Genomic DNA, 18,603 nt, shown 5'->3' with positions numbered 1-18,603 from the left:
CTTTCATCTTGGGTCCATTTACGGGCAAAGGAGGGGTGAACGGTGAGACCGAGAAAAGTGCCGCTTCGCAAGTGCGTTGCATGCCAAGAAATGAAGCCAAAGAGAGAACTGATCCGCGTTGTTCGGACACCGGACGAAGAAGTGCTAATTGACCTGACGGGGAAAAAAGCCGGTCGCGGCGCCTACTTGTGCGGGCAGGTAAGCTGCTTTAAGCTAGCCAAGAAGTCAAAGGCGCTTGATCGGGCATTAAAACAGGCAGTTAACGCATCGATTTACGACCAGCTTGAACAGGATTTCATAGCAGTAGAAGACGAGTTTCTGGCAGGCAAGGAGCGGGATAGCGATGAAAATGAATAAATTCTTGTCCTCGCTCGGCATGGCCATGAGAGCTGGCAAACTCATTACTGGTGATGAAATTGTGCTCAAGGCGGTTCGTAAAGGGGAAGCTCAGCTCGTTATTATTGCCGGCGACGCTTCGCCAAACACGAAGAAGAAATTTCGCGACAAATGCAGCACCTACGGGGTACAACTCGCCGAAGCATTTGACCGCGATCAGCTTGGAAAGGCCATAGGAAAGCCGGAACGAGTCGTACTGGCGGTAACTGACGCAAAGTTCGGAAAAATGATTGCAGGTCATCTGAGTCAAAATTCGGAGGTGGATCATATTGAGCAAACAACAGGACAACAGCAAGGACAATAAAGATAAAACGCGTGTATACGAATACGCGAAATCGCTAAACATGAGCAGTAAAGAAATTATAACGATTCTTAAGCGGCTTAACTTGCCTGTTAACAATCATATGAGTGTTATGGAAAACGAAATGGTTCATAAAGTGGAAGGCTTCTTCCGCGATATTAAAGCAAATGCTGCAGCGAAGCGTGCTCAAGAATCAGGCAACGCGACGGTATCCGCCACGCCTCAGCCACAAGCTCAGGCGTCAAGCAAGCCGCAGCAGCAAGCACCACAAGCAAACAAAAATTTATCTCAGGACAGACAGGGGCCTATGAATTCTATTAAAACGACATCCGAAACTAACCAATCGCAACAAGAACAACGTCCGGCACAAAGTCAGCAGGAAAGCGCACCTACAACTAATACAAGCACGACTAATGCAGGCGCAAGCACGAACAGCGCTAGCTCAAATAGCTCCAGCAATTCCAGCAACAATAGACCGCAGCACAGCGGTAACCGTCAGGGTGGTTCGTCATACCAAGGCAACCGTCCGCAAGGTCAAGGCAGCGGCCAAGGCAGCAGTCGTCCACAAGGCGGAGGCGGGTACAACCGTCCACAAGGTCAAGGTGGCGGTCAAGGCGGAAGTCGTCCACAAGGTCAAGGCGGCGGGTTTAACCGTCCGCAAGGTCAAGGTGGCGGCCAAGGCGGAAGTCGTCCGCAAGGTCAAGGCGGCGGATTCAACCGTCCACAAGGTCAAGGCGGAGGCCAAGGCGGTGGATTCAACCGTCCACAAGGCGGCGGTGCTCCAGGTGGCAATCGTCCACAAGGCCAAGGTGGCGGCGGCGGCCAAGCGCGTTCATTCGAATCGCGTCCAGCTCCAACATCGCGTGGTACTGCAGCAGCAGAAACGAATCGCAAAAGCAATAACGTAAACAATAAAGCGAAGTCAAATACGAACAATGGCAGCCAAAAGCGTTTTGACGATGGCAAACCAAACTATAGAACGAACCCGAATAATCGCGGCAGAGGCGGAAGAAATAACCGTAACCATTCGCAACAGCCTCCACGTGAGAAAATTGACAACACACCTAAGAAAATTATTGTACGCGGTACAATGACAGTAGGCGATTTGGCTAAACTGCTTCATAAAGATGCATCTGAAGTTATTAAGAAGCTTATTACTCTTGGTGTAATGGCTACAATTAACCAAGAGCTTGATATGGATACGATCCTTCTGATTGCTTCTGAATTTGGTGTTGAAGTTGAAGTGAAGATCCCTGTTGAAGAAGATACTTTTGAAACAGTGGAAGAGGTTGATGACGAAGCGGATCTGTCTACTCGTCCTCCAGTTGTAACTATTATGGGTCACGTTGACCATGGTAAAACAACACTTCTTGACGCTATCCGTCATACAAACGTAACTGGCGGCGAAGCAGGCGGTATCACGCAGCATATTGGTGCATACCAAGTTGAAGTTAACCAGAAGAAAATTACGTTCCTCGATACTCCGGGTCACGAAGCGTTTACGCTTATGCGTGCACGTGGTGCTCAAGTAACGGATATTACGATTATCGTAGTAGCAGCCGATGACGGCGTTATGCCTCAGACGGTTGAAGCAGTTAACCATGCGAAAGCGGCTGGCGTGCCAATTATCGTAGCGGTTAACAAAATCGATAAACCTGATGCGGATCCTGATAAAATCAAACAAGCTTTGACAGAATATGAACTGGTACCAGAAGAGTGGGGCGGCGACACGATCTTCGTTAACGTTTCCGCGAAGCAACGTCTTGGTCTTGAAGAATTGCTTGAGATGATTCTGCTCGTAGCTGAAGTGAATGATTACAAAGCGAATTCAGACAAACGTGCACGTGGTACAGTTATTGAAGCCGAGCTGGATAAAGGTAAAGGTCCAGTAGCACGCGTCCTTGTACAGCATGGTTCGCTTAAGATCGGTGATGCATTTGTTGCCGGCAACTGCTTCGGTCGTGTCCGTGCAATGGTCAACGACAAAGGCCGCCGTATCAAAGAAGCTGGTCCATCTACACCGGTAGAGATCACAGGCTTAACAGAAGTACCTCTTGCTGGCGATCCGTTTATGGTATTCGAAGATGAGCGTAAAGCAAGAGCGATTGCAGATCGTCGTTCGATCAAGCAACGTCAATCGGAACTGGGTGCAAACTCCCGTGTTACCCTTGACGACCTGTTCAAGCATATCCAAGAAGGCGAGATCAAAGATCTCAACATTATTGTTAAGTCTGACGTTCAAGGTTCAACAGAGGCGCTTAAAGGCTCCCTTGCGAAAATTGAAATCGAAGGCGTTCGTATCAAAATTATTCATAGCGGTGTAGGTGCAATTACCGAGTCCGATATTAACTTGGCTGCGGCATCTAATGCAATCGTAATCGGCTTTAACGTTCGTCCTGAACCACAAGCTGATCTGGCTGCACAACAAGAAAAAGTTGATGTTCGTCTGCATCGCGTTATCTATAACGTGATTGAAGAGATCGAGCAAGCGATGAAAGGCATGCTGGATCCAATCTTCAAAGAGGCTGTACAAGGCCAAGCTGAAGTTCGCAACGTCTTCAAACTTAGCAAAGTTGGCGCTATCGCTGGTTGTATGGTTATTAGCGGTAAAATTATTCGTAACTCCGAAGTTCGCGTCATCCGCGGCGGTATCGTTGTATTCGAAGGTAAAATGGATACAGTGAAACGTTTCAAAGACGATGTGAAGGAAGTCGCGCAAGGTTACGAATGTGGTATTACGATCGAGCGGTTTAGCGACTTCAAAGAAGGAGATATTATTGAATCCTTCATCATGGAATCGGTAGAGCGGTAGAGAGGAAAATAACACATGGCTAAAATTCGTGTAGGACGGGTCGGCGAACAGATTAAAAAAGAGCTGAGCCTTATTATTCAATCCGAGCTTAAAGATCCTCGTATCGGTTTTATTACCGTAACAGGTGTTGAGGCGACAAGCGACCTGTCTCAGGCGCGTGTCTACCTCAGCGTACTCGGCAGCGAGGAACAAAAGGAAGAAACCCTAAAAGCGCTTGGCAAAGCGAATGGATACCTCCGTTCGGAGCTTGGCAAGCGGATGCGTCTCCGTCATACACCAGAGCTTCTGTTCAAGTTCGACAGCAGCATCGAGTATGGCAGCCGCATCGAAGGGCTGCTTGAAGAAATTAACCGCGGAAGCAAAGGTCAATGACGGCCGGCGTGACATACGGGCAACAGCTAGAAGCTGCACTTGCATTTATGCAGGAAGGAGACGACTTTTTGGTCGTCTCCCATGTGCAGCCCGATGGGGATGCGATCAGCTCCACTTCGGTAATCGGCTGGCTGCTTGATCAACTAGGCAAATCCAAAACACTGATTAATGAAGGGGAATCACCTTCACGACTCAGCTACTTAAGAGGCTATGATCAAATCGTTAATTATCGCAAGGATAAACCGGTGCAGACGTACACGCATGTGATTGCGGTCGATTGCGCCGATTTTCGGCGTATTGGCGAGGTTTCAGCCTTGTTTGCGCAGGATGTTAAATTGCTAAATATTGATCACCATCCTACCAATAATGGGTTTGGTACCGTTAATGTCATTCTTCCAGAAGCTGCAGCAACGGTTGAAATTTTATTCGATATCATAGAAAAGTCTGGTTGTGCGATAGATGTTGAGTGTGCAACGGCTATCTATACAGGTTTGTTGACGGATACGGGAGGTTTCCGCTATTCGAATACAAGTCCTAAGGTTATGGATGTTGCATCACGTATGCTTGCACTAGGGGCGCCAGGTCATAAACTTGCCGATCATTTGCTGGAAAAGATGACAATGGCTAAGCTAAAGCTGCTTCAACGCAGCCTAGCTAGACTGACGTTTACCGAAGATCAGCAAATTGGCTGGCTCTATATCGCCAAAGACGATATGAAGGATACCGGAGCTGTATCCGATGATATGGAAGGGATCGTCAACTACGCCCTTAATATAGATGGTGTTGAAGTTGGCATCCTCTTCAAGGAAACGGAAGATGGTGGCGTCAAAGCCAGCCTTCGATCTGCCGGCAAGGCAGATGTGGCGGCTATTGCACAATCCTTTGGCGGAGGCGGACATATCCGTGCAGCTGGCTGCCGGATACAAGGGACGCTAACAGAAGCGATTGAAGAGCTTGTTGAAGCGGTTAGAAAGGCGTTGAATGGATAGATGGACGGAATTATTGCCGTATGGAAGCCTGCTGGATGGACCTCTCATGATGTAGTGGCGAAGGTACGGCGAATCGTTCGGATGAAACGTATTGGGCATGCGGGCACGCTCGATCCAATGGTTACTGGCGTACTACCGCTATGCCTGGGGCGATCGACACGGGTTGTGGAATACTTGCAGGAACGGCCAAAAGCCTATGAGGCAGTCATTCAGCTCGGTGTTGCAACCGACACAGAGGATTTGACGGGTACAGTGCTTGAAGAACAGTCGGACATCAAAGTCACGCAAGAGCAGGTTTTGCAAGTGCTGCAAAGCTTTGTTGGCGAGATTGACCAAGTTCCACCGATGTATTCGGCTGTGAAGGTGGATGGCAAACGACTGTATGAATTAGCTCGTGAAGGCAAAACCGTAGAGCGAAAGTCGCGTAAGGTGACCATTCACCAAATTGATTTGCTTTCATGTGATCTGGATTCAGACCATCCTCGATTCTCATTTTCGGTGATTTGCTCAAAGGGTACTTATATTCGTACATTATGCGTGGATATCGGGCGAGCGCTTGGTGTACCTGCTGCTATGGCTGAATTGATCCGGACGATGTCCGGCGGTATTACAAGAGAGCAATGCGTAACACTTGAAGAACTTGAGGAGCTTCAGGCGGCGGGCCGTTTAGAAGAGCGAATGCTGCCGGCTGAAATCGCGATTGAACATCTTGCTCGAGTTCAAGCAGATGCTTCTGTTACAGAAATGGCGCTTCGAGGCCAGAAAATACCGTACAATCGGATTACCGATTCCTTCGATTCCAGCAGTCTCGTACGCCTATATGGCGAGAATGATGCTTTTATCGGGATATACAAGGCCGATGACGAAGCATTGGCACTTAAACCGGTCAAAGTATTCTCCTAACCGGGATTATATAGAGGAATTGCAGGTGTATCAGCATGGAAATTATATCACTTACTTACCCTTTGAATGATTGCTCAGACTTACTTCAGAATAAGAAGCTAGCTGTAGCGATCGGGCACTTTGACGGTGTTCATCGCGGCCATCAGAATGTGATTCGCCAAGCGGTACAAATTGCGAAGCAATCAGGATCACTATCTGCTGTGATGACTTTTCTGCCACATCCAAAAGAAGTGCTTGGCCATGGGGATCACTATTACAGCTGTTTAACGCCACCTGAAGAGAAGCAGGCTTTATTTGCTGAACTAGGTGTAGACATTATGCTCGTTGTGAAGTTTGACCTGAATTTTGCTTCAATCAGCCCACAGCAGTTTGTGGACGAAGTGCTGCGACCGCTTCAAGCGGAGCATGTAATTGTCGGGTTTGACTTTACATTCGGCTCCAAAGGAAGAGGGAATGCTGAAATGATGAGAAGTTTGGGTAATCCTGGTATTAAAGTGGATATTGTTGAGCCGCTTTATGAGAACGGGGAAAAGGTGAGCAGCACTGCAATTCGAGCAGCATTGGAAAAAGGCGACATCGTCCTTGCAACCACGCTTCTTGGACGTCCATATGAATTGGATGGCATCGTTGTTCACGGCGATGCTCGTGGCAGAACAATTGGATTTCCAACGGCAAACGTTGAATTGTCTAAGCCGTATGTAACGCCTTGCTTAGGGGTATTTGCTATAAAAGTAAAGGTTGCCGGCAAGACATTTTGTGGTGTATTAAACCACGGAATGAAGCCAACCTTTAATAAGGAAGAGATTCGCCCGGTACTCGAAGCTCATTTGTTTGATTTTCACCAAGATATTTATGGGGAGTCAATTACAATTGAGTTCCATTCCTTTATCCGTTCGGAGAAAAGATTTGGATCTATTGATGAATTGATTCAACAGATTGGTGCTGACGCTTTAGAGGCGAAGCAATTCTTTGGTATTGCCTAAGCGTTGGCATTTACTTGCCTAATCAATTATGGTATACTAGACAACGTTGTGAGCGAGTACGGCTTGTCCGTTACAGCGCACAAACGAACCTTAGCTTGGATTTCTGCTCTCACCGGCGATTTCGAGGCTAATGGCGATTAACTGAAATAGGAGGTGAACGAGGATGGCAATTACACAAGATCGTAAAACACAACTGATCGAGACTCACAAAACACACGCGAGCGACACGGGTTCCCCGGAAGTTCAAGTGGCTATCCTGACGGAAAACATCGTGAACTTGACGCAACATTTGCGGGAGCACAAGAAAGATCATCATTCCCGCCGTGGTCTGCTCAAGATGGTTGGTCAACGCCGTAAGCTGTTGGCATACCTGAAAAACAAAGATGTTAGACGTTATAGCGCATTGATCGAAAAACTCGGCCTTCGCCGCTAGAACATGTTTCATGAAAAGCAACCTGGTTGTCTTGCCGTCCGGGCTACCGGAGCCGGCAGAATCGGGTTGCTTTTTGTAATATCACAAGATTCAGCAGGATATACCATTGCTGCCCACGAATGGTATGAAAAGCAATGGCTACATAGAAGCGCATGCTTACGAAGCATGAATTGCTTCACAATTCTTTAAGCAAATGCTTACGACGTAAGAATTGCTTCACAATTCTTTAAGTGCATGCTTACGAAGTAAGAATTGCTTCACAATTCTTTTTAGGAGGGAATACGTTTGCAACGAGTAGAGATGTTATTAGGCGGCAGAAAGCTTGTGCTGGAAACAGGCCGTTTGGCTAAGCAGGCTAATGCTGCAGTAACGGTTACCTACGGGGATACTGTTGTCCTTTGTACGGTTACAGCTTCCACTGGACCGAAAGATTTGGACTTTTTCCCATTAACCGTGAACTATGAAGAACGTTTATATGCCGTAGGCAAAATCCCTGGCGGATTTATTAAACGTGAAGGACGCCCTAGTGAAAAAGCGATTTTGTCCAGCCGTTTGACAGACCGTCCGATTCGTCCACTGTTCCCGGAAGGTTTCCGTAATGATGTTCAAGTGGCGAATATCGTAATGAGCGTGGATCAAGATTGCACGCCAGAAATCGCAGCAATGATTGGTACTTCTGCAGCGCTGAGTATTTCTGATGTGCCGTTTAACGGTCCTATCGGAGGCGTGAATGTAGGTCGTATTAATGGTCAATTCATCATTAACCCGACTGCAGAGCAAGCACAGGAGACTGAAATCTTCCTTACGGTTGCAGGTACGAAAGATGCGATCATGATGGTAGAAGCAGAAGGCAATGAAGTAGCGGAAGACGTGATGCTCGAAGCAATCATGTTTGGTCATGACGAGATTAAGAAAATCGTCGCAACCATCGAAGAACTTCAAGCTGTGTCCGGCAAACCGAAAATGGAAGTTAAGCTTCATGCTGTTAACGCTGAAGTGAACGCTGCTGTTCGCGCATTTGCTTCTGAGAAGCTGGTTGAAGCGATCCGAATCCCTGAGAAACATGCACGCCAAGAAGCAATTGACGCTGCTAATAGTGAGACTGTTGCTCATTTTGAAGAAGTATATGCAGAAACACCTGAGCTTCTGAGCGATGTAAAAGAAGTTTTGTATGATATCGTGAAAGAAGAAGTTCGCCGCTTAATCACCCATGATAAAGTACGTCCTGATGGACGTGGACTTGACGAGATTCGTCCGATTGAATGTGACGTAGCTCTGCTTCCGCGTACACACGGCTCCGGCTTGTTCACACGTGGACAAACTCAAGCACTTAGTATTTGTACACTTGGTGCACTTGGCGATGTTCAAATCTTGGATGGGATCAGCCCTGAAGAGACCAAACGCTTCATGCATCATTACAACTTCCCGCCATTCAGCGTAGGTGAAGCTCGTCCACTTCGTCCTCCAGGCCGCCGTGAGATTGGCCATGGTGCACTTGGTGAACGTGCCTTGTCGAAGGTTATTCCTAATGAGACAGAATTCCCTTACACGATCCGTCTTGTATCAGAAGTGCTTGAATCGAATGGTTCGACTTCCCAAGCTAGTATTTGCGCAAGTACACTTGCAATGATGGATGCCGGCGTTCCGATTAAAGCTCCTGTAGCGGGTATTGCAATGGGTCTGATCAAAGACGGCGAGCATTTCTCGATTTTGTCTGATATTCAAGGGATGGAAGATCATCTTGGAGATATGGACTTTAAAGTTGCTGGTACAGCGAAAGGTGTAACGGCTATTCAAATGGATATCAAAATTGACGGTATTGACCGTGCGATCTTGTCGCAAGCACTGGAACAAGCACGTATCGGCCGTATGCACATTCTCGGCAAAATGACGGCAGTAATGTCTGAATCGCGCACGAACTTGTCTAAATACGCTCCGAAAATTTTGACACTCCGCATTAACCCTGATAAAATCCGTGACGTTATTGGTTCCGGCGGTAAAATCATCAATAAAATTATTGAAGAAACCGGCGTAAAAATCGATATCGAACAGGATGGCATGGTCTTCATCGCTTCTTCGAACGAGGAAATGAACCAGAAGGCGAAAGCTATTATCGAGGGCATCGTGAAAGAAGTCGTAATTGGCGAGGTTTACCTCGGAACGGTTAAACGGATCGAGAAATTCGGCGCATTTGTTGAAATTTTGCCGAACAAAGACGGTCTTGTTCATATCTCTCAGCTGTCTACTGAGCGCGTAGCGAAGGTAGAAGATGTTGTTGCGATTGGTGACCAAATTACGGTAAAAGTAACTGAAATCGATCAGCAGGGTCGTATTAATCTGTCCCGTAAAGCTGTTCTGACACCAGAAGTACCAGCGCAGTAATCAACTGCGCTTCTATAGAAATGAAGCAAAGAGCCAGATAAGATCTGTCTCTTTTTGTTTTGTCCACCTATCCCGGAATAATTTCGTCCAAGCATTCATACCTATTAGACAACCGCAGCGGCATGCTGCGGTTGCCAAGCCATTGTCGAGTGGCGTATACCGATAGGTAGGAGCTGGAATGATGCAGATGCGGAACAAGATCATTGCTCTATGTGCTTCCTTTATCGTACTTTTTGTTTTTATCCGACTGAATGTCGGAGGCGTTATGAACTATATTGAAGCTGTCAAAGGACAGGAATCTGTTGAGGCCGGCACGGAAGCCGCATTATCAGATCAGGATAAGGCCACACTACGCGAGACAATAGAAGCAGCAGCTCAGCAACAATATATTGAGCCTATTGATGCACGTATTGACCGCGTGTGGAAAGCGATCCCAGGTTATAACGGACTTGAAGTAGATGTAGAGAAGACCTTTCAGCAAACAATCGCAAGCGGTAAAACCTCTCCAATTCAATTTGTGTACAAGGAAATTCCGCCAAAAATCTCATTAAGAGATCTGGGGCCGTGGCCAATCTATAAGGGTAATCCTAATAAGAAGATGATTGCGATTATGGTCAATGTAGCGTGGGGAAATGAATATTTGCCGGCTATTTTAAATACGTTTGATAAGGAAAATGTAAAAGCGACATTTTTTCTTGATGGCTCTTGGCTCAAGAAGTATCCGGATGTTGCGAAGCAAATTCAAGAGAGAGGGCACGAAATCTCGAATCATGCGTATTCTCATCCCGATATGAAAACCCTAAGCAGACAAAATGCTTATACCCAGATTTCGCGAACAGAAGATCTTCTAAAAGGTACACTTGGCGTACAAAACAAATGGTTCGCACCACCGTCCGGCTCCTACAATCAGATGACGGTTCAGGTGGCAGAGGAACAAGGCTTAATGACGGTGCTTTGGACGATTGATACTGTGGATTGGCGTAAACCGTCACCTGATTGGATCATTCAGAAAATATCATCTAAGCTCGAACCAGGTGCTCTAATCCTTATGCATCCAACCTCATCGTCAAGAGATGCTCTGCTAGGGATGATTCGAGAAGCTAAGCGTCAAGGTTATGCATTAGGGACAGTCAGTGAGACCTTGTCTTCGGATCGAATTCCGGCTGCGGTTGAGCAGGCTCCCTAAATTTGTTATAGTGAAATCATTCATGTTTAGACCATGCTTACGTAGCATGAATCACCACAAACGGTTAATAATTTACCTTTTTGTGTAGCAATTCATTTAAGGAGGATACGAAGTGAATAAATATACGCTTAGCAATGGCCTCCGCGTCGTTGTGGAATATCTGCCAACTTTCCGGTCGGTATCCTTCGGCATATGGGTAAAAACAGGTTCACGGAATGAAACACCCGAGAACAACGGTATTTCTCATTTTGTCGAGCACATGTTGTTCAAAGGAACAAATGGTCGTACAGCCAAAGATATTGCTGATCTATTTGATGGAATTGGCGGCAATGTGAATGCATTTACATCCAAGGAGTACACTTGTTATTTTGCAAAGGTGCTTGATGAGCATCTGCCGATCGCAGTAGACGCCTTGGCGGATATGTTCTTTGAGTCGAAGCTTGATGCAGAAGAGCTGGCCAAGGAGAAAAATGTTATCCTTGAAGAAATCTCGATGTACGAAGATACTCCGGATGACAAAGTACATGATGAATCGTCCCGTGCTGCGTATGGTGATCATCCGCTTGCTTACTCGATTCTGGGGCTTGAAGAACGTCTTACAGCGATGAATTCTGATTCGCTCCGCGGTTATATGAATGATACATATACACTTGAAAACACGGTTATCAGCGTGGCAGGCAATGTTGAGGAAGGCAAGCTTCTTGAACTGCTTGAGAAATATTTTGGCCGTTTCCAGAACAAAGGACAGAGCAGTTTGATCGAAGTTCCGAAGTTCCACGGCGATTATGTATTCTTTAAGAAAAAGACAGAGCAAAATCACATTTGTTTGTCGTTCCCTGGCTGCTCGAACTCGGATCCGCAGCTGTATGCTATGATTTTGTTAAACAACGCGCTTGGCGGAGGCATGAGCTCTCGTCTGTTCCAGGAAATTCGCGAAAAGCGGGGACTTGCTTATTCCGTTTATTCCTACCACACTTCGTATGCAGACAGCGGCTTGTTTACCCTGTACGCCGGTACTGCTCCTAAGCAAACGAAAGAGGTACTGGATCTGACTCTTGCTCAGATGGAAGAGCTTGCGGTGAAAGGCCTTAGCGATGAAGAGCTTCACCGCGGCAAAGAGCAGTTGAAAGGCAGCTTGATTCTAAGTCTGGAAAGCACAAGCAGCCGAATGAACCGTCTAGGCAAAAACGAGCTGATGATTGGACGTCACTTTACATTAGATGAAATGCTGCAACGTATCGATAATGTTACAATGAAGGATGTACGTGAAGTAACAGAACGTCTGTTGTCTGTCCCATTTGCCGTTGCAATGGTTGGAACAAACGATAAAACTGCAGCACAGATCGGGAGGGACCGTTTTGTTTCAAATTCTATTTAAACGCCTGGAAGGTAACGAAGATATAGCATTGCCGAGTAAAATGTCCGAATGGGCAGCAGGCTTTGATCTGCAAGCAGCGGTAAGCGAGCCAGTTGTGCTTGCACCAGGTGAACGCAAATTAATTTCTACTGGACTTGCAATGGCTATGCCACCGCAAGTTGAAGCTCAGGTACGACCTAGAAGCGGGCTGGCATTCAAGCATGGGATTACATGCCTGAATTCACCAGGCACCATAGATGCGGATTACCGCGGCGAAGTGAAGGTACTGCTTATTAATCATGGGCAAGAGCCATTTACAATCAATCGCGGCGAGCGGATTGCTCAGATGGTGATCCAGCAGCTTCCGGAAATTACTATTGAAGAAGCTGACGAGCTGCCGGATACGGTTCGCGGCGCAGGCGGCTTCGGGCATACCGGCGTGTAGTTGGTCTTCATTTGGAAGCTTGTGGTGTAAAGGGTAAGGGGTATCTCCTGTAGGGGTGTAACGCCCTCCTTTGTCTGACCATTGCAACTTCTAAACGTTGATTCAAGCAATTGTCAGACAACAGCGGCCGGAAGGAGATACCCCGTCCCTGTCACCTGGCCAATTTCCAAAAGACAATAAAAGCGTCAAAACCAAAGTAATGGTTTTGGCGCTTTTTTGCGTTCCAAAATATTGGTTTTCACCATTCTGGGCACAGGGCATAAGATGGTCTATAACTAGTGCGCAGAAAGGAGTGAAGCCTATATGCTAACAGGCGTTCGAATACTGCTGCTAGGAGGCGATGCAAGACAGCTTGAGGTTATTCGCAAATTAACCGAATTGGATGCGACTGTAACGGTGTCCGGCTTTGACGGACTGCATTCCTCCCTTGACGGGGCGGTGCACGCAGAATTTGACGATAGCTTATTTACTGACGTTGACGCATTGCTGCTGCCGGCAGTGGGGACGGACGATAATGGGTTTATTCATGCTGTATTTAGTGATCGGCAAATGCAGCTGCTTGATCAACATATTGTAAAACTTCCGAAGCATTGCAAAGTATATGCTGGAATGGCAAAGCCTTATTTGCGGGAACTTTGTGCGCAGCATCAGATTGGTCTCGTCGAACTGTTTGATCGGGATGATGTAGCGATTTATAATGCGATACCTACTGCAGAAGGCGCCGTTATGATGGCCATTCAGAACACCGACATTACGATACATGGTTCTACATGTATGGTTCTAGGCTTTGGGCGAACTGGCTTTACGATGGCACGCACGCTTCTTAACTTAGGAGCAAAAGTGCTTGTGGGAGTAAGGCGGAGCGAGCATTTTGCAAGGGCTGCTGAGATGGGTTTTGTGCCATTTTACACAAGTCAACTACTCCAAAATACGGGTAATATTGACTTGCTTTTTAATACAATTCCGACTATGATAGTCACAGCGCAAATTATAGCAAATTTGCCCTCGCGAACCGTTATTATTGACCTTGCAACGAAGCCAGGCGGAACAGATTTCCGCTTTGCTGAGAAGAGAGGCATTAAAGCGATTCTCGCGCCCGGACTTCCCGGTATCGTCGCACCCAAAACAGCTGGACGAATCATAGCGGAATGCTTGACACAGTTGATTACGGACGATTCGATAAAGCGGGGGAATGGGTAATGGATTGGACGGGGAAAACAGTCGGGTATGCGTTGTCTGGCTCGCACTGTACATTGGCGGAGATTATGCCGCAAATTCAACGGTTTGTAGACGCTGGTGCGAATGTTGTGCCTATCGTGTCGAACACGATTATGACAACTGATACGCGATTTGGAAAGTCGGCAGACTGGCAGACGCAGCTTAAGGCGATTACCGGCAACGATATTATTCACACAATTGTAGATGCTGAGCCGCTTGGGCCATCGAAGCTGATTGATGTGCTTCTGATTGCGCCATGTACGGGAAGCACAACTAGCAGACTTGCTAACGCGATCACCGATAGTGCTGTACTCATGGCGGCGAAAGCCCAAATGCGTAATTTAAGACCTGTCGTACTCGCCATTTCTACAAATGATGGTCTCGGGTTGAACGCTGCTAATATTGCAAAACTGTTGGCAGCTAAACATATTTATTTTGTGCCATTTGGCCAAGATAACCCGGTTCAAAAGCCAAACTCGCTTGTTGCGAGAATGGATCTGGCTCTGGAAACATGTGAAGCAGCATTGCAAGGGAAACAACTGCAGCCGTTATTGATTGAGCGATTTAATTACTAAGAAGCCCTTATATGGTTTATCATTCAAGCAGGCGGCGATGGAAGTAAGGAACTGGTGATTTCGCCGGGGCTTTATGGACCTTATATGCCGCTTGTTTTTCCATCTATTGATAATCCCTAATTACCTTGCAGTACAAAACAACTACGATCTGGAAGATGCCTTAGAGAAGACATCTTTGCATCGGTAACGGAGGAAAGACAGTAATGCGCATCCTGGTACAAAAATTCGGGGGCACTTCACTTTCGACCGATCATGCTAGAAGCTTTTGTCTTCAACATATTGCAAGAGAGCTCGCAAATGGCTACAGCGTTGTGGTCGTTGTATCGGCTATGGGACGCACAGGTGATCCGTATGCTACGGATACTTTGCTGCAACTCATTCGTAACAACGGCGATAAGCTGCCGCCGCGAGAGCGGGATATGCTGCTCGGCTGCGGGGAAATTATTTCAGCCGCAGCTTTGTGCAGTTTACTTTGCTCTGAAGGAATACCATCCGTCGTGTTAAACGGCGGCCAAGCAGGAATTGTTACAGATGATCAATATGGCCATGCTCGTATTAAAGAGCTTCGTCCTGAGAAAGTTTTGCACCAATTAAGGGATGGCAAGGTCGTTATTGTGACAGGTTTTCAAGGCAGTACAGAGAATGGCGATATGACTACTCTTGGACGAGGCGGAAGTGATACATCGGCTACCGCATTAGGTGCCGCCCTTCGTGCAGAGATGGTTGATATTTATACCGATGTTAATGGTATACTGACCGCAGACCCGCGTATTGTAGAAAATGCAAAGCCACTGCAGATTGTCAGCTACGCTGAAATATGCAATATGGCAAGGCAAGGGGCTAAAGTTATTCATCCTCGTGCAGTTGAAATCGCACAACAAGCCCGGATACCGGTTCGTGTGAGATCTACGTTTTCGATGGATGAAGGTACACTTGTCTCCGATGCGGTTCTGACTCCTGTGTCGGATCGTCAGGCGACAGGAATTGCACATGTATCTGGGGTTACCCAAATATCGGTGAAAGCCATTGAGGGCAGAAACGATGTGCAGCTGCAGGTATTCCAGACAATGGCTAGGCATCATATTAGTGTCGATTTCATTAATGTAACGCCAAGTGGTGCTGTATATACCGTATTTGATCATGATGCCGAACGAGCTGTTTCCGTCCTTCAAGATTGCGGATATGATCCGCTAGCTATCCGAGGCTGTGCGAAAGTCTCCGTTATCGGCGGAGGGATGAACGGTGTACCAGGTGTCATGGCCCGAATCGTTGAAGCACTGACAGAGGAAGGGATTACGATCATGCAGTCCGCAGACTCCAATACAACGATATGGGTGTTGGTGAGAGCAGAGGATATGGTCACAGCGGTAAGAGCTCTTCATACGAAGTTCGAGCTTCATATATAGTTTAAGTTAATGCTTGCGGAGTAAGTTTACTCCGTAAACTTTTCAGGAGGTCATAACAATGGAATTTGGTAGATTAATCACTGCAATGGTCACGCCTTTTGATGAGAATGGTCAAATTGACTGGGACACGACCAGACGTTTGATCGATTATTTGATTGAAGAACAGCAAAGCGATTCGCTTGTTGTATCCGGTACGACTGGAGAATCTCCAACCTTGGAAGAAGATGAGAAAGCGGAGTTGTTCCGTTTTGTCGTTGAGCACGCAGCAGGCCGCTGCAAAGTGATTGCTGGCACTGGCAGCAACAACACTGCTCATTCGATTCATCTGACAAAGGTAGCAGAAGATGCAGGAGTAGATGGGGTGCTTCTTGTTGCACCATATTACAATAAGCCAAACCAAGAAGGCTTGTATCAGCATTTCAAAGCAATCGCTGAGTCTACCAAATTACCTGTGATGCTCTATAACGTTCCTGGACGTACAGGCATTAATATTTCGGTTGAAACCACGCTTCGTCTGGCAGAGCTGGACAATGTGGTGGCGACGAAGGACTGCGCTTCTTTCGAGCAGCTGACACAGATTATTTCGGCTGCACCTGAGAGCTTCAGAGTATACAGCGGCGATGACAGTGCAACACTTACTACACTTGCAATTGGTGGTTACGGTATTGTTAGCGTAGCCAGCCATATTATTGGTGCTAAGATGAAAAAGCTGATCGAATCGTATTTGAGCGGCGATGTAAAGCAAGCAGCAAGCCTGCATGCTGAATGCTATCCGGTCTTCAAAGGACTCTTCGAATGTCCTCACCCTGTACCAAATCCTGTTGCGGTTAAATATGCGCTTGGCTTACGTGGTATGCCGGTTGGTGGTGTAAGACTTCCTCTCGTAACGGTAACTGAGGCTGAGGCAGCTTTTATTAGCAAACTGGTCTAATTTCATCATTTCAACCTAAATAACTCAAGCAGGCGGAGATCATCTCCGACCTGCTTATTTATGTTTGTACAAGCATCAGGTATTTCCTTGTATTCCATCTTTTTCTTCATGTATAATGAATGCAAGTGAAACGGACGGAAAATGATTCAATTTCATCAATTGGCTGGAACGGAGAATGGTTGTACATTCGAAGGAGGTAAGCACTTGTCGAAAAAAAATCAGGATAAATTACTTGTATTTGCCCTTGGCGGAGTAGGCGAAATTGGGAAAAATATGTATGTCATTCAATACGAGAACGATATTGTTGTCGTAGACGCAGGTCTTAAATTCCCGGAAGAGGATATGCTCGGGATCGATATTGTCATTCCGGATATTTCCTATTTGTTAGAAAATCGCGAGAAGGTAAGAGGTATTCTCATTACTCATGGTCATGAAGACCATATTGGCGGCTTGTCGTATTTACTCAGACAGTTGAATGTTCCTGTGTATGGAACAAAGCTGACACTCGGATTAATCGACGGAAAGCTGAAGGAAGCGGGCCTACTTGGCGAGACCAAGCGTATTCTGATCCAAGCAGATTCTGAAGTTCAATTAGGCTCGATCCAGGCAAGCTTCTTCAAGACCAATCATAGTATTCCGGATTCGGTAGGTGTTGCGCTGGATACTCCGGAAGGCACGATTGTTCATACTGGTGACTTTAAATTTGATTATACTCCTGTCAATGACCAGTATGCCGATCTGCAGCGGATGGCAGAGATTGGTCAACGTGGCGTTTTAGCTTTATTGTCGGATAGTACAAATGCAGAACGTCCAGGCTACACTCCTTCGGAGAAAAATGTAGGGGAAGAACTGGAAGATATTTTTCATAAATCTATGCAACGTGTTGTAGTGGCCACATTCGCTTCGAATGTCCACCGCATTCAGCAAGTGATCAATGCTGCAATTGCGACTAATCGTCATATAGCAGTCGTTGGGCGCAGTATGGTGAATGTTGTGGGAATCGCTTCTGATCTTGGCTATCTGCACATTCCAGATGGCATGCTCATAGAGCCAGAGGAAGTAAACAAGCTTGCAGCGGATCGTGTTGTAATCTTGTGTACGGGCAGTCAAGGGGAGCCTATGTCGGCTCTGACACGTATGGCGCGCTCAACGCATCGCAAAGTTGACATTTTACCAGGAGATACAGTCATTATTGCTGCAACTCCGATTCCGGGGAACGAACGTTATGTAGGAAGAACTGTTGATGAGTTGTTCCGGCTTGGAGCTAATGTCATTTATGGTCCTGGTTCTGTATCTGGTGTTCACGTATCGGGTCATGGAAGCCAAGAGGAATTAAAGCTGATGCTTAATTTAATAAAGCCGAAATATTTTATACCTATTCATGGTGAATACCGCATGCTCAAGCAGCACGCTCAGCTTGGTGAAGATGTGGGCATTCCACGGAATCAAATATTCGTTATTGAGAATGGTGAAACGGTTGAATTCCAAGGCGGAATTGGCCGTAAAGGAGCAAAAGTACAAGCAGGCAACGTGCTGATTGATGGCCTTGGTGTTGGGGATGTTGGCAATATCGTGCTGCGTGATCGTAAGCTTTTATCACAAGATGGTATTCTTGTGGTTGTCGTAACCTTAAGTAAGCAGGATGGTGGGTCAATCGTATCTGGACCGGATATTATCTCCCGTGGATTTGTATATGTTCGGGAATCCGAAGGACTATTGGAAGAGGCGAGCAAGATCGTCACCTTAACATTAAATAAACTGATGCATGATAAAGTGAATGAATGGGCTTCACTCAAAACACAGGTTAAGGAAGCACTTGGCCGCTTCTTATATGAGCAAACCAGACGCCGTCCAATGATCCTTCCGATCATTATGGAAGTCTAATCCTAAATTTTAGAGATCGTCTAAGGGGAG

Annotated in this window: 17 protein-coding genes; all 17 read left to right on the top strand. The window is 46.6% G+C overall.

The genetic code is table 11. The features are described 5' to 3' along the window. Positions 1–42 precede the first annotated feature (42 nt). The 17 genes from rnpM to FHS17_RS22420 all read left to right on the top strand — a co-directional run bounded on the left by rnpM (position 43) and on the right by FHS17_RS22420 (position 18,573). On the top strand, positions 43–357 hold the full coding sequence (gene rnpM, locus FHS17_RS22500; protein WP_167280712.1) for an RNase P modulator RnpM: 315 nt from the start codon (positions 43–45) through the stop codon (positions 355–357). Further along, the gene (locus FHS17_RS22495) at positions 350–700 is read left to right on the top strand and encodes a L7Ae/L30e/S12e/Gadd45 family ribosomal protein (protein WP_167280894.1); all 351 of its coding nucleotides are present in this window, start codon (positions 350–352) and stop codon (positions 698–700) included. The genes rnpM and FHS17_RS22495 overlap by 8 nt, the downstream gene beginning before the upstream one ends. Further along, positions 666–3,509, top strand: coding sequence for a translation initiation factor IF-2 (gene infB / locus FHS17_RS22490; RefSeq protein WP_167280711.1), 2,844 nt, complete (start codon positions 666–668; stop codon positions 3,507–3,509). Before FHS17_RS22495 ends, infB begins: the two co-directional genes overlap by 35 nt. Positions 3,510–3,524: 15 nt before the next feature. Then, positions 3,525–3,881 (top strand): 30S ribosome-binding factor RbfA, encoded by a 357-nt coding sequence (gene rbfA / locus FHS17_RS22485; protein WP_167280710.1) that lies wholly within the window; start codon positions 3,525–3,527, stop codon positions 3,879–3,881. Next, the gene (locus FHS17_RS22480) at positions 3,878–4,870 is read left to right on the top strand and encodes a DHH family phosphoesterase (protein ID WP_167280709.1); all 993 of its coding nucleotides are present in this window, start codon (positions 3,878–3,880) and stop codon (positions 4,868–4,870) included. The genes rbfA and FHS17_RS22480 overlap by 4 nt, the downstream gene beginning before the upstream one ends. Further along, positions 4,871–5,773: a tRNA pseudouridine(55) synthase TruB gene (gene truB, locus FHS17_RS22475; RefSeq protein ID WP_167280708.1), complete on the top strand. Its 903-nt coding sequence runs from the start codon at positions 4,871–4,873 to the stop codon at positions 5,771–5,773. Positions 5,774–5,808: 35 nt separating this feature from the next. Then, positions 5,809–6,756, top strand: a complete 948-nt coding sequence (locus tag FHS17_RS22470; protein WP_167280707.1) for a bifunctional riboflavin kinase/FAD synthetase — start codon at positions 5,809–5,811, stop codon at positions 6,754–6,756. Between the two features lie 163 nt (positions 6,757–6,919). Continuing rightward, on the top strand, positions 6,920–7,189 hold the full coding sequence (gene rpsO / locus FHS17_RS22465) for a 30S ribosomal protein S15 (protein WP_015844979.1): 270 nt from the start codon (positions 6,920–6,922) through the stop codon (positions 7,187–7,189). A 300-nt stretch (positions 7,190–7,489) separates the two neighbouring features. Next, complete coding sequence (gene pnp / locus FHS17_RS22460) at positions 7,490–9,571, top strand: polyribonucleotide nucleotidyltransferase (RefSeq protein ID WP_167280893.1); 2,082 nt, start codon at positions 7,490–7,492, stop codon at positions 9,569–9,571. A gap of 178 nt (positions 9,572–9,749) precedes the next feature. Further along, on the top strand, positions 9,750–10,757 hold the full coding sequence (locus FHS17_RS22455; protein WP_167280706.1) for a polysaccharide deacetylase family protein: 1,008 nt from the start codon (positions 9,750–9,752) through the stop codon (positions 10,755–10,757). Positions 10,758–10,869: 112 nt separating this feature from the next. After that, the gene (locus FHS17_RS22450; RefSeq protein ID WP_167280705.1) at positions 10,870–12,135 is read left to right on the top strand and encodes an insulinase family protein; all 1,266 of its coding nucleotides are present in this window, start codon (positions 10,870–10,872) and stop codon (positions 12,133–12,135) included. Then, complete coding sequence (gene dut, locus FHS17_RS22445) at positions 12,116–12,559, top strand: dUTP diphosphatase (protein WP_167280704.1); 444 nt, start codon at positions 12,116–12,118, stop codon at positions 12,557–12,559. The genes FHS17_RS22450 and dut overlap by 20 nt, the downstream gene beginning before the upstream one ends. A 303-nt stretch (positions 12,560–12,862) precedes the next feature. Further along, the gene (dpsA, locus tag FHS17_RS22440) at positions 12,863–13,759 is read left to right on the top strand and encodes a dipicolinate synthase subunit DpsA (RefSeq protein ID WP_167280703.1); all 897 of its coding nucleotides are present in this window, start codon (positions 12,863–12,865) and stop codon (positions 13,757–13,759) included. Beyond that, complete coding sequence (locus tag FHS17_RS22435; protein WP_167280702.1) at positions 13,759–14,352, top strand: dipicolinate synthase subunit B; 594 nt, start codon at positions 13,759–13,761, stop codon at positions 14,350–14,352. Before dpsA ends, FHS17_RS22435 begins: the two co-directional genes overlap by 1 nt. 203 nt (positions 14,353–14,555) lie before the next feature. Beyond that, positions 14,556–15,758 (top strand): aspartate kinase, encoded by a 1,203-nt coding sequence (gene dapG, locus FHS17_RS22430; protein ID WP_167280701.1) that lies wholly within the window; start codon positions 14,556–14,558, stop codon positions 15,756–15,758. A gap of 58 nt (positions 15,759–15,816) precedes the next feature. After that, positions 15,817–16,689 (top strand): 4-hydroxy-tetrahydrodipicolinate synthase, encoded by an 873-nt coding sequence (dapA, locus tag FHS17_RS22425; protein ID WP_167280700.1) that lies wholly within the window; start codon positions 15,817–15,819, stop codon positions 16,687–16,689. 204 nt (positions 16,690–16,893) lie between these two features. After that, positions 16,894–18,573: a ribonuclease J gene (locus FHS17_RS22420; protein WP_167280699.1), complete on the top strand. Its 1,680-nt coding sequence runs from the start codon at positions 16,894–16,896 to the stop codon at positions 18,571–18,573. The last annotated feature ends 30 nt before the right edge of the window (positions 18,574–18,603 follow it).

This window comes from Paenibacillus lupini, assembly GCF_011761355.1.
GTDB classification, from domain to species: Bacteria; Bacillota; Bacilli; order Paenibacillales; family Paenibacillaceae; genus Pristimantibacillus; species Pristimantibacillus lupini.
This window is presented reverse-complemented; position numbering and strand designations above follow the sequence as displayed.

What these genes read in the sequence shown, in the direction of transcription:
- FHS17_RS22495 (WP_167280894.1), top strand. Translation starts at nt 350, where the DNA reads ATGAATAAATTCTTGTCCTCGCTCGGCATGGCCATGAGAGCTGGCAAA.
- dapA (WP_167280700.1), top strand. Translation starts at nt 15,817, where the DNA reads ATGGAATTTGGTAGATTAATCACTGCAATGGTCACGCCTTTTGATGAG.
- FHS17_RS22480 (WP_167280709.1), top strand. Translation starts at nt 3,878, where the DNA reads ATGACGGCCGGCGTGACATACGGGCAACAGCTAGAAGCTGCACTTGCA.
- dapG (WP_167280701.1), top strand. Translation starts at nt 14,556, where the DNA reads ATGCGCATCCTGGTACAAAAATTCGGGGGCACTTCACTTTCGACCGAT.
- FHS17_RS22455 (WP_167280706.1), top strand. Translation starts at nt 9,750, where the DNA reads ATGATGCAGATGCGGAACAAGATCATTGCTCTATGTGCTTCCTTTATC.
- truB (WP_167280708.1), top strand. Translation starts at nt 4,871, where the DNA reads ATGGACGGAATTATTGCCGTATGGAAGCCTGCTGGATGGACCTCTCAT.
- rpsO (WP_015844979.1), top strand. Translation starts at nt 6,920, where the DNA reads ATGGCAATTACACAAGATCGTAAAACACAACTGATCGAGACTCACAAA.
- FHS17_RS22435 (WP_167280702.1), top strand. Translation starts at nt 13,759, where the DNA reads ATGGATTGGACGGGGAAAACAGTCGGGTATGCGTTGTCTGGCTCGCAC.
- pnp (WP_167280893.1), top strand. Translation starts at nt 7,490, where the DNA reads ATGTTATTAGGCGGCAGAAAGCTTGTGCTGGAAACAGGCCGTTTGGCT.
- rbfA (WP_167280710.1), top strand. Translation starts at nt 3,525, where the DNA reads ATGGCTAAAATTCGTGTAGGACGGGTCGGCGAACAGATTAAAAAAGAG.
- dpsA (WP_167280703.1), top strand. Translation starts at nt 12,863, where the DNA reads ATGCTAACAGGCGTTCGAATACTGCTGCTAGGAGGCGATGCAAGACAG.
- FHS17_RS22470 (WP_167280707.1), top strand. Translation starts at nt 5,809, where the DNA reads ATGGAAATTATATCACTTACTTACCCTTTGAATGATTGCTCAGACTTA.